This window comes from Algoriella sp. (genome assembly GCF_036647415.1).
GTDB lineage: Bacteria > Bacteroidota > Bacteroidia > Flavobacteriales > Weeksellaceae > Empedobacter.
In genome coordinates this window covers 8,237-25,280 of record NZ_JAVXKG010000042.1, presented here as the reverse complement: position 1 = coordinate 25,280, position 17,044 = coordinate 8,237, and the positions used below count along the sequence as shown (strand labels likewise).

General features: G+C 29.6%; 20 protein-coding genes. 2 read left to right on the top strand and 18 right to left on the bottom strand.

Annotated features, from left to right (window positions below; genetic code table 11):
* Positions 1–66: 66 nt before the first annotated feature.
* The 15 genes from RSC72_RS14125 to RSC72_RS14055 all read right to left on the bottom strand — a co-directional run bounded on the left by RSC72_RS14125 (position 67) and on the right by RSC72_RS14055 (position 10,645).
* The gene (locus RSC72_RS14125; RefSeq protein ID WP_332545917.1) at positions 67–696 is read right to left on the bottom strand and encodes a hypothetical protein; all 630 of its coding nucleotides are present in this window, start codon (positions 694–696) and stop codon (positions 67–69) included.
* A gap of 295 nt (positions 697–991) precedes the next feature.
* Positions 992–1,495 (bottom strand): endonuclease V, encoded by a 504-nt coding sequence (locus RSC72_RS14120; protein ID WP_332545916.1) that lies wholly within the window; start codon positions 1,493–1,495, stop codon positions 992–994.
* Between the two features lie 6 nt (positions 1,496–1,501).
* Positions 1,502–1,837 (bottom strand): toxin-antitoxin system YwqK family antitoxin, encoded by a 336-nt coding sequence (locus RSC72_RS14115; RefSeq protein WP_332545915.1) that lies wholly within the window; start codon positions 1,835–1,837, stop codon positions 1,502–1,504.
* A 224-nt stretch (positions 1,838–2,061) separates the two neighbouring features.
* The gene (locus RSC72_RS14110) at positions 2,062–2,313 is read right to left on the bottom strand and encodes a hypothetical protein (protein WP_332545914.1); all 252 of its coding nucleotides are present in this window, start codon (positions 2,311–2,313) and stop codon (positions 2,062–2,064) included.
* Positions 2,314–2,341: 28 nt separating this feature from the next.
* A complete protein-coding gene (locus tag RSC72_RS14105; RefSeq protein ID WP_332545913.1) occupies positions 2,342–2,680 on the bottom strand; it encodes a hypothetical protein in 339 nt (112 codons plus the stop codon).
* A 2-nt stretch (positions 2,681–2,682) separates the two neighbouring features.
* Positions 2,683–2,982 (bottom strand): hypothetical protein, encoded by a 300-nt coding sequence (locus RSC72_RS14100; RefSeq protein ID WP_332545911.1) that lies wholly within the window; start codon positions 2,980–2,982, stop codon positions 2,683–2,685.
* 46 nt (positions 2,983–3,028) lie between these two features.
* Positions 3,029–3,511, bottom strand: coding sequence for a hypothetical protein (locus RSC72_RS14095; protein ID WP_332545909.1), 483 nt, complete (start codon positions 3,509–3,511; stop codon positions 3,029–3,031).
* Between the two features lie 56 nt (positions 3,512–3,567).
* The gene (locus RSC72_RS14090) at positions 3,568–4,041 is read right to left on the bottom strand and encodes a hypothetical protein (RefSeq protein WP_332545907.1); all 474 of its coding nucleotides are present in this window, start codon (positions 4,039–4,041) and stop codon (positions 3,568–3,570) included.
* 4 nt (positions 4,042–4,045) lie between these two features.
* On the bottom strand, positions 4,046–4,411 hold the full coding sequence (locus RSC72_RS14085) for a hypothetical protein (protein WP_332545905.1): 366 nt from the start codon (positions 4,409–4,411) through the stop codon (positions 4,046–4,048).
* Positions 4,412–4,426: 15 nt separating this feature from the next.
* Positions 4,427–4,876: a hypothetical protein gene (locus RSC72_RS14080; RefSeq protein WP_332578590.1), complete on the bottom strand. Its 450-nt coding sequence runs from the start codon at positions 4,874–4,876 to the stop codon at positions 4,427–4,429.
* A gap of 173 nt (positions 4,877–5,049) precedes the next feature.
* On the bottom strand, positions 5,050–5,703 hold the full coding sequence (locus RSC72_RS14075) for a hypothetical protein (protein ID WP_332578589.1): 654 nt from the start codon (positions 5,701–5,703) through the stop codon (positions 5,050–5,052).
* 1 nt (position 5,704) lies between these two features.
* Positions 5,705–6,283 (bottom strand): hypothetical protein, encoded by a 579-nt coding sequence (locus RSC72_RS14070; protein WP_332545897.1) that lies wholly within the window; start codon positions 6,281–6,283, stop codon positions 5,705–5,707.
* 275 nt (positions 6,284–6,558) lie between these two features.
* Positions 6,559–7,572, bottom strand: a complete 1,014-nt coding sequence (locus RSC72_RS14065; RefSeq protein ID WP_332545895.1) for a 3-oxoacyl-ACP synthase III family protein — start codon at positions 7,570–7,572, stop codon at positions 6,559–6,561.
* 83 nt (positions 7,573–7,655) lie between these two features.
* Entirely contained in the window at positions 7,656–8,558 is a 903-nt protein-coding gene (locus RSC72_RS14060) for a DMT family transporter (RefSeq protein ID WP_332578588.1), read from the bottom strand.
* A 179-nt stretch (positions 8,559–8,737) separates the two neighbouring features.
* Positions 8,738–10,645, bottom strand: a complete 1,908-nt coding sequence (locus tag RSC72_RS14055) for an amino acid permease (RefSeq protein WP_332545892.1) — start codon at positions 10,643–10,645, stop codon at positions 8,738–8,740.
* Positions 10,646–10,786: 141 nt separating this feature from the next.
* On the opposite strand from RSC72_RS14055, the gene RSC72_RS14050 reads away from it, so the two are divergent.
* Positions 10,787–11,812, top strand: coding sequence for a M28 family metallopeptidase (locus RSC72_RS14050; RefSeq protein WP_332545890.1), 1,026 nt, complete (start codon positions 10,787–10,789; stop codon positions 11,810–11,812).
* A gap of 185 nt (positions 11,813–11,997) precedes the next feature.
* The gene (locus tag RSC72_RS14045; protein WP_332545889.1) at positions 11,998–13,491 is read left to right on the top strand and encodes an aminoacyl-histidine dipeptidase; all 1,494 of its coding nucleotides are present in this window, start codon (positions 11,998–12,000) and stop codon (positions 13,489–13,491) included.
* A gap of 60 nt (positions 13,492–13,551) precedes the next feature.
* On the opposite strand, the gene RSC72_RS14040 is transcribed toward RSC72_RS14045, so the two are convergent.
* From RSC72_RS14040 to RSC72_RS14030, 3 genes are all read right to left on the bottom strand, one after another.
* The gene (locus RSC72_RS14040; protein WP_332578587.1) at positions 13,552–14,223 is read right to left on the bottom strand and encodes a hypothetical protein; all 672 of its coding nucleotides are present in this window, start codon (positions 14,221–14,223) and stop codon (positions 13,552–13,554) included.
* Positions 14,224–14,302: 79 nt separating this feature from the next.
* Positions 14,303–14,806 carry a hypothetical protein gene (locus tag RSC72_RS14035; protein WP_332578586.1) on the bottom strand — a complete coding sequence of 168 codons (504 nt, stop codon included), beginning with the start codon at positions 14,804–14,806 and terminating at the stop codon, positions 14,303–14,305.
* Between the two features lie 18 nt (positions 14,807–14,824).
* Positions 14,825–16,261 (bottom strand): hypothetical protein, encoded by a 1,437-nt coding sequence (locus RSC72_RS14030; protein WP_332578585.1) that lies wholly within the window; start codon positions 16,259–16,261, stop codon positions 14,825–14,827.
* Positions 16,262–17,044: the final 783 nt, after the last annotated feature.

The window sequence follows — 17,044 nt, the reverse complement described above, 5'->3', positions numbered from 1 at the left end:
GTTCCAGTGATTTTCTAACAAATTAAAAAAACAAAAACCTCAGACAAAATCTGAGGTTTATTAAACTTATTCTATTTGTTGAAACTCTTCCCAAAGTTGGTTTACTCTTTCTTGGTTAGGAATACCATCGCTACCCACCAATTTACATTTTGAATCGATATAATCTAAAAAATTATCGTCTATTGATGGTAATTTAAATGGTTTACTAAAATTCCGCATTGTAATATTGCTAACATTAATCCCCTCTCTTTTGTAAACCATATTCTTTCTTGATGCTATTTTCACAATAGATTCGTAGGGATGTTCTAAGTAATTATATTTTTTTATCTCTTCTGAGTCCTTATAGAGTTCCCAATAAATGAATAAATGAATGAATAAATAATTTTTATTTAACAAACTATTCAAATTATAATTTTGTCTTAAAAAAGTAATATATTCATTATAAAATATAGTTTCCTCTATATCTAAATCTTCTCCAATACTAATATGTAAATCATTAAAAAGGTTGAGATTAATAGCATCAAAATTCATAAAATTAGTATTTAATTCTTTTTTCCAAATATGCAATCTTGTCATAAAATCTTTGAATAATAATATACTAGAAACTTTATCTTCACCATCAAATGATAGTGTTGGATTGATTTCTTTTATAAGTTTATTTAATTGATTGTAAAATTGAACTTTTGTTGGTTTCATTTTTATTTATTTTAAGTTATAGAATTGAACTATTTTTTTCTATTTCATCTAAATTAGATAAATCTTGATTTGATTTTTGTATGGAGTTTTGATTTATTAAAAATCTAAATATTATAACCACTTGGAGTAAATGGTTGTGGAGCTATATCATGAGCACCACAGCTAAAATATTCTAATTCTGCAAATTTATCCAAGAATCTCCATCTTATTTTACTATCCAACGGTTCTAAAATAGCACGTAATTCTGAAACGATGCAAAATAAAAATAGAGTCTCTAAATTGAGTCTCTATTATCTTACAACTTTGTTTTAGTATATGTATCTAATTGTTTTAATATTGTTGGTATTCTAAATTCTCCATACATATTTTTTATTTTATTTATTGTAAAATCTAAATCCAAACCAATAGACGATATATATAAAGGGTTTTTACTTTTACCTCTGTACAATTCCTTAACAGTTTCTTTATTTTTAAAGAAAGGTGTTTTAGCTACTCCGATTATTGGTATTTGTTTATTCAATTTCTCATATAATTTTCCACCTAAACCATATTCACAATTATTATTAACATAAATATGTCCATCAATAATAATTGCTTCTATAGTTTCCAAATCTATTTTTCCAATCACTTTTAACAAACAAGGAAGTTCTCTTTTATAGAACTCTCCAGGAGTATATGCCTCGATTGATTGAAGATACTCTATAAATATTTTTCTAGGTTCTTTATCTTCCCAATGGAATAATAAGCCTACAACTTTGGCTTCCGTTTCTCTATAATGTACATCTAAGGCTAGAATCATGAGAAGTTATATAATTTTTTTAATAAGATTTCCGTTATCGTCATATTCTTGATGAGTTATTAAAATACCTTGCTCGTTCCATTCTTTAAATAAGCCTACGAAATAATCATATTTTGCATAATACTCTTGTTTTATATTACCATTAGGCCAATATTCTACTTGTCTGCCGTCAAAAATACCATCTTTATATTCTGATTCAGAAGACAGCTGTGTCGTATTAGGGAAATATTCATACTCAATACCTGTAAAGGGTATCCCATTATATAACCAAACCCCTCCCCTCCAATTGGTAGGTCTATCTCTTAAAATCAAATTCGGATCATTTATATCTATTCTTATCATAATTTTAATATAAGTTATATATTCTTCTTTATAAAAACTATCCAAAAACTTCCATCTTATTTTACTATCCAACGGTTCTAAAATAGCACGTCATAATATCGTGTAATTGCATTTACTTTGTTGGTATTGGTTACAACGTTTACGACAGATTTTTCTTTAATAGTTCTATCAAAAAGTTTTTTCTATATAACAAAACCTCAGACAAAATCTGAAGTTTATTATTCTTATTCTATTTGTTGAAACTCTTGCCAGAGTTCATTTACTTGTTCTGGATTAGGAATACCATCGCTCCCCATCAGTTTACATTTTGAATCGATATAATCTAAAAAATTATCGTCTATTGATGGTAAAATAAAATTTAATGTGTTAGGACTTTTCCGAATATCAATATCAGAAACATTATAATATGTATTGTTATAAAAAATATGCCCCCCTCTTAACAAAATCTTTATAACTGATAAATAAGGGTTTGGCAAATGTTTATATTGAGAAAAATATTCATTTTCAAAAATATCCCAATAGATAAATAAATAAATAAATAAATAAGTAATCAAATCCCCTATACTTGTTGGTGTTAAAACTAGTATCATTCAGTAAATTAACTCTAAAAAAATCAATATCAATCATTTTGTTTGATAATCCAGGTTTAATGATTTCAATAAGATTATGACCTTCTTTTCTTTTAGTTATTTTATAGTCCCATTCTAATGAAAGTTCTAAATACCATTTATACATTGTTTGCAAATAATGTTTAAATAAAAGTATGTTAGCAACAGATTTTTCATTTTCAAAAACTGTTTCTTTTTTAAAATCATTTAATTTTTCTAAAAATAAATTATCCATGTTTATAATTTTAATAAATTTATATAATACTCTACTATCTCATCTAAATTGTCAAGATTTTCTTCATTAATCTTTGGAGGCATTTCCAACTGCCCAAAAGGATCAATTTTAAATCCTTTACGTAGATTTGTACTCAAAAAATGTGCTCCAATATCAAAAGCATATATGCTGTCTGGGTTTATAAAACTTCGGAAATTGACACCTTTTTCCATCAGTTTTGCCTCGATATATTCATGAGCAATAAGTTGTTTAAAATATATAACATCTAAGTCATCAATTTTACCATCATCTTCAACAAACATTAACCACTGTTTATTATCTAAAGAATCTCTTTCAAATCTTCCTATTTTATGTGTTACTTTTTTTTGTAAAATAGTCTTGTATAGCTATAATATGTTCATCTATATAGTAATGTTTTTTCGCTACATATATTATTTTTTCAGAAATATTTAACTTTTTACTAATAATTCCAACATCATCATTTCTATTAGCTATTTTAATTGCGTCTTTTAAGGCCACTAAATCTGGTGATCCATCAACTGCATATCTGATTCCATTGACTATTTCTGAGTCTTCAATCTGCAGATCAAATAAATCTTCTAAATCTTTATATTGTTTATTTTTTAATAAGCTTTTAGCTTCAAAATATTTCATCCAAATTTCAGCATTTTCACTTAATAATTTTTGAGCATCAGGTGTATATTTAAAATACACTTCTATGCATTCAGGATAATCTTTTATTCGTAAAAAAGTTGGTTCATCTACATTTGCAAAGCTATCCAAAAACTTCCATTTCTTTCTACTATCCAATGGTTCTAAAATAGCACGCAATTCCGGGACGATGTAAAATAAAAAAGAGACTCTAAACCGAGTCTCTTTTTTATTTTTTAAAATGGATTGTACCCTTGTTTTATTGTATCTATCCTACCTTTTATAAATTCTGAAAGTTTTTTATTTTGCATAGATTCGATAAACTGGACATCATTTCTTTGTGGTAAATAAGCAGACATAACTAACGAATCATCTCCTTCATCCAAATAAACAAACAAAAATTGTTCACCTGCATTGTAAGCATCAATAGCAAAATACGGACGGTTAATGACTCTATTATATTTTTGTAACCATTCTCTTGCCTCATCTTGCAATTCTTCTTGACTATCAAAAATATTGTAATCTAATACATAACAATATTCTCCAGCCAAAAACAATAATTCTCTTAATGCTTTCGGAAACTGTTTCCCGTTATTGTATTTTATCTCTAATTGTTCGATTTCTTCTAAAGATATTGGTTCTATTGAGAATCTTGCTTCTGATGAAGCTTTAGGATTATCTCTAAGATATTGTAAATATTGTATTTCCATAATTTTATTGTACAATTCCTTGACTAGTTAAATAATCAATCCAAGATAATATAATTTCTTTTAAATCTACTGTCGGTATTGAAATGGTTTTTGTTGAACTACCTGTATAAGTAAAGTTAGACATTGGATTACCAATTTTAAGAATAGCGTTTTCACCTCTTTCCAAACTATTAATAAATACATTATTTAAAGCATTGCTTATTTCTGGGACAATCTCACTATTCAAATAATTTATATACGGATGTTCCATTAGAAATATTGACAATAAATATCCTAAATCTGTTATTTCAGTTTGTTTTACCATAGGTTCATTTATGCCTGATAAAAATTGAAACTTTATTTTGTATTTATTTAAAATTGTTGTGTTCATAAAATATAATTTAATTTAAAAAATTGGCTCAATTAAAATTGCAGATAAATGATCAGAAAACACTTGATCAAATTCATCAATCCAGTGTGGTTCAATAGTTACTATCTTAACTTTAGTTCCATCTTGAAAATTTGAAATAAATTTTTTATATGTTTCGCCTTTTGGAGACAATTCTTTCATATATTCAATTTTATTATTATAAGCAAAAGCTACGTCTTCTATAAATTCCTGCTTTGAAATCCCATCTATCCATGTATGCCAACCATCTTTTCTTTTTGATATAACTCCATCTGTCATGGTAATTGAGGTTTTTCTAACCTGTTTGTATGTTCTACTTCCAACTTGTTTAGAAAATACTTCAACTTCATTATCAAGAATTGCATGAATAGGCTTGGAAGTATCAAATACTTCTGAGCCTAAATGTCCACCTACCAATTTGCCATTAATTGATTTAATACCTACCAATTTGTCAATAATATAAGGGTTTTTTACATAATTGTAAGATATTAAATAACTTATATCTTTTCTTAAAATTACTTTTGAGATTTCATTCCAATCATCAATTAATCTTGGATTATTTTTAAAATGAATAAAATTATTTACATGTTCTTCAAAAAACTCTAATTGCCTTTCTACAGTTAAATTACGAAATTTAGCGGATGTATTGGCTCAAAAGAATGAAAATAAGTGTGTTGATTCCAAGGAAACTGAGCCATTATTTCTTCATTAGCCAAAAACTCATCCAACGTATAATCATCATCATAATTAAATACTTCTTTTATAGTATCATCATCTCTATAAGTAAATTCAAAATTTGCTGAATCTTCATTTCCAAATTCATAAGCGAATATCGCAGGATCTCCAAAAAAACATTTCCTTTTATTTGTTTTTTGTCCAGTTAATAGATCTATTTCACAATAAGCAATCACTCTTTTTCTATTGTCAAAAACTGAGAGTCTCTTATATTTTAATTCTCCTTCAATGTACACAACACTCTCCCATAAAACATCTCCTTTATTATTAGTTTGCTTACCATAATAAAAAGCCCAACTTCTTCCAATTGCTATGTTTTGACTCACCATCGTATTCAAATCATCTCCAGCATTAAGATAAACTGTCCCCCCCAATTGTTTGTGTTCTCCTGTTTGTCTATCCACAAAAAATTTTTCTACTTTGTTTAATGTATTCGTAACAGAATCATAAATATTGTTATTATATGTATATAGCATTGTCGCTTGTTGGTCAGTAATGAATTTACCGTCTTCATTTGTTTTTTTTATATATGTACTCATATTAATTATTTGGAATTAATGGTTCAATTTCTTTAAAATAAGGATGATCTTTAAAAAAATCTGGAAACCACTTCACAAATTTATCATCTGTAAAGGCATTGATCTCGTCTGTTGATTGGTTTTTGTCATCGACGGTATAAGCTCCATATCCTAGTTGTGGATTTATTCTATATCTAAAAATAAATACTAAATTTTCATATCCTAAACTATTGGTATCATCATAAAATGTTTTAGTTACCCCATCCAACTCTCCAGTTATAAGATCTAAATCACAATTCATAATTACTCTGTTTTTTAAATCAAAAATCTCTTTTCCTTTAAAAGCTATTGTTTTGTCAGATTTATAATCTTCCCAATCCCATACTGTAAAACCATTTACAATTTGTTTATTTTCATAAATATTACATTGTATTTTATCCGATGGATTGCTATATTTAGCTATTATTGCATTTTTATCTTCATTATCATCAAGAAAATAGGTTACCATCTTGGAAGATGTTCCATTTTTTCTATTAATATTTAATTCTTCTATCTTCAAAATGCCATCTACAAATGTTTTCATTCTATATTCTTTCATCATTCCTAGTTGTTGTTGAGTAATAGGTTGATTAAACCAATTGGTATATTTTATTTCTGTACTCAGTGTTTTATTGTTTTAAAATTTAAAAGGAATATTTAGTTTTCCATCATATTTACCGCTTTTTTTTTGATAATGGCGAGTAATAACATTAAAATTAGAAATGGTTTATTTTTGATAATTAATCAATTAGAAATAAATATAACCAAAAAACCCTTCACTTTTCAGTAAAGGGTTTTCTATATTTTAAATTTGTAATTCTAATTTCTAGCTTATGTTTACCAGTTCATCAAAACCGATCCCCATGTAAATCCTGCACCAAAAGCAGTCATCAACACTAAATCTCCTTGTTTGATTTTACCTTCTTTTTTCGCTTCACTCAACGCAATCGGAATAGACGCTGCTGTTGTGTTTCCGTAACGCATAATGTTGTTGTAAACCTTTTCGTCTGGCAATCCCAATTGTTTTTGTACAAACTGAGAAATACGCAAATTGGCTTGATGTGGAATAAATAAATCCAAATCTTCTGGTGTTTTATTCGCCGTAGTCAACGCTTCTACGATAGATTCTGGAAAACGAGTTACCGCATGTTTAAAAACGTAATTTCCATTCATATATGGGTAAATTTCTTTTTTCGTTAATCCATTATTTTCTTTCAGTAATTCGTCCGACCAACCTGTTTTTGTTCCAGGGAAAGTTACCGCTAATTCTTCTGCAAATTCTCCTTCCGAGTGCAAATTAGTTGCTATAATTCCGCGTCCTTCTTCTTCCGTTGCCGAAACTACAACTGCTCCTGCTCCATCTCCAAAAATAACTGAAACTCCACGTCCTTCGTCAGAATAATCTAATCCGAATGAATGTACTTCTGCTCCTATCACCAAAATATTTTTGTAAATACCTGATTTTATAAACGCATCAGCAGTTGTCATTGCATATACAAAACCTGAACATTGGTTACGAATATCCATTGCTCCAATTGTTCTACAACCCAACTCTTTTTGTACTAATACACCGTTTCCAGGAAAATAATAATCTGGCGAAAGTGTTGCAAACAATATAAAGTCGATATCTTGAGCAGTAATTCCTGCATCTTCTAATGCATTTTTAGCTGCAATAACACCTAAATCTGTTGATGATATTTTAGAATTTGGTTCGACATGCCTTCTCTCTACAATACCTGTTCTTTCTTGGATCCACTCATCGTTGGTATCCATTACTTCTGCTAAATCAAAGTTTGTTACAACTCTTTCAGGCACATAATGCCCAACTCCTGTAATAATAGAGTTTATCATTTTATTGACGTTTACATTTCTATAATGCAAATATACTAAAGGCACATCGTTTTACGAAATAAAAGCGTCTTTATGACATCAAATTATTTAGAAAATTTTGTTTTCAAGATACCATTCACAACGATAGAAAGAACCATTACGGCTGTAGCAACATAAAAGACTGGCGTCATGTGTTCTGAATTTCCAAAAACAAGACTTGCCAAAATGATGCCATAAACTGGTTCTAAATTTACATTAAGCATCATTGTAAATGCACTTACATGTTTTAGTAAAGCAACAGATTCTATTTGTGCAAATGCCGTAAAAATTATTCCTAATAATGTTAACCAACCTAAGTTTGACCAACTTATATTAACTACTTCGGAAATTGCTTCGGGCTGAAACACAACCATAATCAAGGAAAGCATGATAACTCCACCAATCATTTCGTAAAAAGTAACTTGTGAAGATTGTATACTATTTGGTAATCTTGAATTGAGAATGGCAAATAATGCAGACAAAAAACTACAAATTACACCAACTATAATTCCCAATCTGTAATCATCTGGCGATGCATTAAAAATAACGGCAACACAAGCAGATACAATGACGGATAATATTATTTCGGATAAATTTAATTTCCGTTTAAAAAAAATAGGTTCTAATATCGCGCTAAATAATGCCCCCATAGAAAGCGTACTTAATGCGATAGAAATGTTGGATAATTTGATGGAAAGATAAAAAGTAAACCAATGTACACCAATAATAGCTCCAATTCCGAGCAATCTTACTATATATTGTTTAGAAACTTTGAAACCTATTTTCTTAAATTTCATGTAAATAAAAATTGCTATAGCAGCAATCAAAACACGATAAAATACCATTGGCAATGCATTCATCGTTACTAATTTTCCAAATACGCCTGTAAATCCCCATAATAACACAAGAAACTGTAGACGAAACTGAATTTTCGAAACCATCAAACCTTTTTTTACAAAAGTAATCATTCAAAATAAAAAAAACCGAATTTAATCAAAAAGCGCACTTAAAGATGAATTAACAGTAAGTGTATATTGATAAATTTTAAAGAAAAATATCTATTATTTTTATAAAAAAGTTTACAAATAATTTTGGTTGAATAGAATTGAAATAATAAAAGCGATTCTTACGAATCGCTTTTATTATTTTATGTTAATTTATTCTTCAACTTACTGTGTCTATAGCCGTATGCAAAATAGATAACCAAACCTATTGCAAGCCAGATTAAGAAAATCATCCAGTTTTTAAGACCTAATTGCGCCATCATATAAAAACAACATAACATACCTGCAAGTGGAATAATAGACGTTCTCTTGAAAAAACAACGTATTACCATGAAAACATAAATCAATAAAAAGATAACCATTGGTATTTTATGTTTGAAAACATCCCAACCCTTCTCTACTTTTTTATCTTCGTAAACAGGTAATTGAGCCAATGTTTCTTTGTATTTATCTGGTGTTAATTCTTTCAAATAATCATCTAAAAATTCTACCTCAGTTCCCGTTGTACTTTTAATAGTTGCATAAGAATCTTTCAATTCTTTCGGTGTCAAAGATTCTACAAAATTCTCTACTGGCATTGGTTGTGCTTTGTTTGTAAAGAAATCTATACTATCTGTTTTGAAAGTCGTCATACATAAAACCACAACTAAAATCGTAACTATAGGCATTATAAATTTTGCGTTAATAAAAGGCGTTCTGAAACTTCCTCTTCTTGTATTAGGATCTGCATCCATCTTTATAACTGCGGCACAAACCAATACAAATGCAAATAAAGTTCCGATAGAACAAGCGTCTACAACTAATTCTAAATCTGTAAATAAAATTGGAATACCAACTACAAATCCTGTGAAAATGGTTGCAAATGAAGGTGTTTTGAATTTTGGATGAATTTTAGAAAATTTCTTTGGTAATAATCCATCACGTGACATTGTCATCCAAATACGTGGTTGTCCTATTTGAAAAACGATAAATACACTTGCCATAGCTACTACTGCCGAAAATGCAATAATACCAGCTAACCATTGTAAATCATTTATTTTCTCGAAAACATAAGCCAAAGGATCTCCAACATTTAATTCAGAATAATGCACCATACCTGTGATTACAAGTGCAATCAAAACATATAAAATGGTACAAATAATGATTGAAGCAAAAATACCTCGAGGTAAATCTTTTGTCGGATTTTTACATTCTTCTGCCGTTGTACTTATAGCATCAAAACCAATGTAAGCATAAAATACTGATGAAACTCCCGCTAAAACTCCGCCAACTCCATTCGGTGCAAAAGGATTCCAATTGTCTGGATTCACATAAAAAGCACCTACAACTATTACTAATAATACAACAGCTAATTTTAGTACAACCATTGCATTACTTGCTTTTCTTGACTCATTAATTCCACGATAAACCAAGGCTGTAATCAAAAAAGTAATGACTAATGCTGGAATATCAACGACTAAATTAAACCCTATAAATGGAGCGTCTTTGAATGCTAAATATTTCGGAATTTCCTGTGCATAAGGCGAATTAGCAATTCCTTCTAAAGTTTTACCTTTCGCTAATTCGTTCGAAATAAATTCAAAACCCTCTCTTGCTGTAAAATAATCCATTGTCATCCATTCGGGCATATGTATCCCTAAACCGGAGAGCAAACTGGTAAAATAATCACTCCAGGAAATAGCGAGTACAATATTCCCTATCGCATATTCCATAATCAATGCCCAACCAATTACCCACGCAAACAATTCTCCAAAAGCAACATAACTATATGTATATGCACTTCCTGAAACTGGTACCAACGAAGCAAACTCGGCATAAGCAAAAGCTGTAAATCCACATGCTATTGCTGTAAAAATAAATAAGAAAATAACGGCTGGTCCACCTTCGAAACTTGCTCGACCTATTGTACTAAAAATACCTGCTCCTACGATGGCTGCGATACCAAATCCCGTTAAATCTCGAACACCTAATGTTCTTGTCATCGAAGCTGAGTTTTTATCTGACTCTGCTAAAATGGATTCAACAGTTTTCTTTCTGAATAATTGTGACATAATTTATTTAAAAAACGAGCAAATATAATAAAGACAATCTCTAAATAGACTAGTTTTCGCATAAATATTGGTTTTTTATGCAAAATTTCTTTTTTCTTTTGCTGGGTTAGATTAATTTTAAATTTAATTCAAAAAAATCACATGAGACAAATTTTATTTGCAATAACACTTGCTGCAACTTTAGTAAGTTGTAACAACTCAAAGCCTTTATCAACCGAAAAATACGAACAACACTTAGTAAAATACACCGATAAAATTTCGGAAGCTGAACTTAAAAAACAGTTATATACTATTGCTGGACCCGAAATGGAAGGGAGAAATGCAGGAAGCGCAGGAGAAATAAAAGCAGGAAATTATATTGCAAATTATTATAAAGAATTAGGAATAAATGGTCCTAATAATAATTATTTTCAAGTTATACCAGCAGCAACATTTAGCCGAGTAAAAGGAGAAATGCGTAACGTTATGGGCTTTATAAAAGGTTCTGAAAAACCAGAAGAAGTTTTAGTAATTTCTGCTCATTATGACCACGAAGGAATAAAAGATGGTAAATTATACGCTGGTGCGGACGACGATGGTTCGGGAACTGTAGGTGTAATGGAAGTTGCACGTATTTTTAGAGAAGCAGAGAAAAAAGGAATTCGTCCGAAACGTTCTATCTTATTTTTACATGTTTCTGGAGAAGAAAAAGGACTTTTAGGTTCCAAGTATTATTCAGAACACCCTATTTTCCCTTTAGCTAATACAATTGCGGATATTAATATTGATATGATTGGTCGCGTAGATTACGAACATACCAAAGAAACACGAGATTTTGTTTATGTAATTGGATCTAATATGTTGTCTACAGACTTATACAATACCGTAAAAGCTGCAAATAAAGATTTAGGAATAAATTTAGATTATCGTTATGATGATCCAAATGATAAAAATCGTTTTTATTATCGTTCTGATCATTACAATTTTGCAAAGCATAACATTCCTTCAGTTTTCTTTTTCAATGGTGTTCACGATGATTATCACCAACCAGGCGATACGCCAGACAAAATTGAATATGATTTGCTAAGACGTCGTACTCAATTAACTTTTAATACTGCTTGGATGTTGGCTAACGCTGAAAATAGACCAGTTGTAGATAAAGAAACTACAATGCCAGCTACGAGATAAAATAGAAATCTATATATTTTATAAAAGCCTCTAATTTATGTAGAGGCTTTTTTTGTGAATAAATTTAAATCTTAAAAACAGATTAACAAATTCACTATTTTTTTAAACTCTCAAATTTTAAATTCCTTTCATATACTTAATTTCGAGCAAATCCTTAACTTTGTTCAACTAAAAAATAACAAACAATGAATAACGATATTCTTAATTTGGAGCCAAAAGCAATCTGGAAAAATTTTTCTGCATTAAATTCTGTTCCAAGACCATCAAAAAAAGAAGAAAAAGTTCGTCAGTTTATCATCAAATTTGGAGAAGATTTAGGTTTGAAAGTTGAGACAGATGAAGTTGGAAATGTTTTAATCAAAAAAGCGGCTTATCCAGGAATGGAAGATCGTAAAACAATTGTGATGCAATCGCATTTGGATATGGTTTGTCAAAAAAACAACGATGTTGAGTTTGATTTTGATACGCAAGGAATTGAAATGTACATTGAAGAGGACAAATTTGTTACTGCAAATGGAACAACTTTAGGTGCTGACAACGGAATTGGTGTAGCTACAATTATGGCTATTTTAGAATCTAAAGATATTCCTCATCCTGCTGTTGAAGCATTTTTCACAATAGATGAAGAAACAGGAATGACAGGTGCTTTAGGTCTTAAAGGTGGTTTTTTATCTGGAAAAATCTTATTGAATTTAGATACCGAAGAAGATGACGAATTAGACATTGGTTGTGCTGGTGGTGTAGATGTAACTGCTACAAAAACATATACAGCAGAAAATGTAGAAGGAACTTCTTTTCTTTTAACTTTAAAAGGATTGAATGGAGGACATTCTGGTATTCAAATCAATGAAGGTTTAGGAAACTCAAACAAGTTAATTGCTCGTTTATTAAACTTAGGTTTAGAATTTGGTCTTCAAATTGCACACATGGAAGGTGGTAGTTTACGTAATGCAATTCCACGCGAATCTTGGGCTAAAATTGTAATTCCTACTACAAATGTTGATGCTTTTACAACGGCTTACGAAACATTAAGAGCTGATATTATTGAAGAATATCAAACTGTAGAGCCTAAGATGACGATTACTTTAGAAGAAACTGATGCAATTACAACTGCAATGTCAGCACAAGATTCTAAGATTTTTGTTCAAACAATTATGGCTGCTTTTAACGGTGTTTATCGTATGAGTCCTGATGTTGCTGATTTAGTTGAAACGTCTAACAATGTTGCACGTGTTGAAGTAATTGACGGTAAAGTTAGAATTTTATGTTTAACACGTTCTTCTGTAGAATCTAACAAAACAGCTTTAGCAGAAACATTGAAAGCTGGTTTCGAATTAGGAGGTTTTGAGGTTACTTTTTCTGGAACTTATCCAGGTTGGAAAGCGAATCCAAAATCGGAAATTCTTGACGTTATGAAAGCTTTATATGTAGAAAAATACGGAGAAGAACCTAAAGTAGTTGCTTGTCATGCAGGTTTGGAATGTGGTATTATCGGAACAAATTATCCTGGTTTGGATATGATTTCTTTTGGACCAAATATTACAGGAGCTCATTCACCTGACGAAAGAGTTGAAATAAAATCTGTTCAGAAATTCTGGGATTATTTATTGGATATTTTAAAACAAATTCCTTTAGATGGTCCTGTTGATTATAGCTGTGCTAATTCAAAAAATAGTTAAGAATTTTCTTAAATTATAATATACATTTAAAATGGTCAGAAAGCTTTCCGACCATTTTATTTATTTTTTTTGTAAAAATAAACATGAAGCTGAATAGTTAGAATTATAATTATTCAGATAGTAATTTAGCATAAATTTCCATTCATCAAACTTATAAAATGGAAGTAGAAATCGAGCAATTTTAATAGGAATTAAGTTTGGGCGAGCTTTCAATTGTTTATTGAATGAATAATTATTTTCAATAATTTTAGCATCTATAATATTAAAATTCTCAAACAATTCTTGCTGTAATTTATCTGGTGAAGCACGGTAATAACTTTCGACAGGATCTGGTGCTGGAGGAAAAACGTGCGAATTTGTAACAATTAAATAGCCATCTTTTTCTAAGATTTCATTCAATATTTCAGATAATTTCTTGCGTTGTTTTTTATCCAAATACATCAATACGTTATTGAATAGAATACATTTTACTTTTAAAGTTTTAATTTCTTCAAGGAAATTTCTATCATACAAATCTCCCACAATATCCACGCCATCAGCAGCTTTCATATCCAAATGAATTACATTTTTTGATTCATTAGGTATTAAATCAAAAATATTTTTCTGAATATGACTTTGTCTTTGTGTTCGGTATTCTTTTGTAGAGCTTCCTACATTCAATATAGGAAGTGAGTTAAGGAGAATAATTTCATCAATTTTTTCTCCTACCCAGATAGATTCTTCTAGTAGCATTTTTAGGTAAGGTAGAGTTAGTGTTTAAAAATAATAAAATTATTTTATTTTAAAACACTTTAGGACAATAAAATAAATATTATTGCCAATAATGCCAGTTTACTCCATCAAACAATGCTAAAGAATCACTTGTTGTGTCATAAACAATTGTACCTATAGAAGCATTATTACCAATTGTTGTATGTGGATTAGCCACATAAGGAAGTATCAAAGCTCTTGTAGATGATTCTAATACTAAAACTCCTGGTTTTGATGAAATATTTGCCCCTATTATGACACCATTTCCTACATCAGCACCTGTATTAAGAAAAGGATTTGCTGAGAAACCTCCATTTAATGTTAAATTTTTCCAAGTAGTTCCTTCTAACATATTAATAGATTGTGAAGTACTATTTACAATAAAAGTACCTGCAACAGCATCACTCGGATTTGTTGATACAGTAGGTAAAACAATTCCTTTATTATCAGTTCCAAAATCTAATAAAGTACTATTATTAGATACATTAGGTTTACCAATTGCTACTTGCGCATTTACAAGAAAACAAATTAAGGTAAAACATATAAATACAATATATTTTTTCAATTTTTTACTATTTTATTATTAATCATTACAAGCTTTCGCAATACAACTCCATCCTGTTTTGGTAGAATTTATTGTAGGAGAAGTTCCTCTATAAAGTTTTACACACTGTGCAGAAGTGTCATAAACCATCATTCCTTTTATAGGATTAACAATTTGATTAACATTATCTACATAAGAAATCACAAAACCTTTTGTGTTAGAATCTAAAACAAGATATCCATTTCTTACTTCTGTTGGCCAATTGTTTCTGGTTTTATTTTTTGTTAAAATTCCTGCATTTGAATCTAAGTTTTGTCCGCCAGAATTTCCTACTTTCATACATACTTTTGCGATAAAATTAACAGTCATTACATTACTTGCTACACTTGAACATGAGTTAGAAACCACCACATAATAATAATCTGTACCAACAGTAGCTTTTGTTGGAGGTGAATAAGTAGATGATGTTGCACCAGATATTAATACTCCGGTTGTGTTATTATTTGTTGTATTGCTATACCATTGGTAAGTTGGTGAAGTTCCTGAAGCTACTAAACCTGTAAGTGCTGTTGGTACTTCTCCTACAACTCTTGTTTGCGGTGTTGGAGATGGTTGCGTTGTAATACCTACTGGTTGGGTTACAGTAACAACTGCCGAAGCAGGACTATAACAATTACCCGCAGTATTATAATAACGTGCAGTATAAGTACCAGGACCAACTACACTACTTGCTAATGGTGTTGTACTACTTCCACTAAACCAACGTAAACTTGCAAATGGAGCACCTGGAACAACTGTATTAATTAAAGAAGAATTAAGATCTACTGTAGGATTTGCACATATTGCTGTAGCTCTTACATTAGAAACTGGGTAACCATATAACTCAGGATTATCCAGTTGTACTGGACTTGCGCCAGTTGGATAAATCCTTACCTGATAAGTTCTACCAGGAAGCATCTTATAAGAAATAGGATAAGTTGTATTTACCGTAAAACTTTGATCTGTTAATAAAATTGTTTCTGTACCACTTGTAACATCAAATATAGTAAGACTAAACCTAAAAGCTGTACTTACATAATTAGCTTTATATTGACTAAGTTGTAATATTGGATTACCGGCTGGTATTGTAACTTGTGTGTATATGTAATTATTACCAGAAGTTGGTGCTACTCCAGCAGTAGTACCTGTTACCCTAATGACAGTACGTTGTTGAGTTGATACAGTAACAATTTCTGCTGTTAATGTTAAGTTAGTAGCTGCAGAATTTTTAGTCAAATCACTAAAAGACAAACTATTACCTAACCAAGAACCTGTATAATCAGGTTTTAAGTGAGGTGCAGTAGAAGGATTAGGAACATTAGCATCTCCATTAAAACCAAGTAAGTACGTACCTGTACCAATAGGACATTGTGTTTGTGCAGATACAATCGCACTTCCACAGATAAAAAATAATAGACAATAAATAAAATTTTTCATAATTAGTCAAATTACATTAAAGCTCAAATAGGGATTGGAATTAAAATTTTGATTTACAAATATATACTAATTGTTATACACAGTAAAAATAATTTTAACTCTTTATATAAAACAACGACGTAAACTCTCTTTCAAAATTGTTGTTTTTAGAAAAATCAAGAATAATAAATTATAAAAATGGCTCGATTCATTCAAAATGTTGTAGAAGATTTACTTCAAAATAAAACTAATTTCATCCACACAACATTGGTATTACCAGGAAAAATACCAATGTTATTTTTTAAGCAAGAATTTTAACGTCAATCCCAAAATATTATTCTTCCGAAAATGAAAAATATCAAAGAATTAATGAGCGAATTAGTCAACTTTGATAAAAGTTAAATTCACCTTTATCATTTTTATAAATATCACATTGCGTGTTGTAATACAAATCATCACCACAAACTACAAAATCCACATACTAGATATAAATTATTTAATGAAATAACTGTTTTTAATCAAGTCCAATTAACAGAAATGTTAATTAATTGAAAATAAGTAGTATAAAATATTTAATAATGATAAAAATCAATCTATTATTTATTAAAAGCAGTTATTAATGAGAATTAATTAAGTCCTAAAATCAATTTTTTGTGGCTATTTATAAGAGAATTCAAAAACTCTAAATCAAGAATAAGATCAATAAACAGTAATCTCAATTTACTAAAACAAGTAATTATTTATTCAGAAAAACACAATAATAAACGATTAATTAACTAAATATTAGGAGAACAACCTATAATC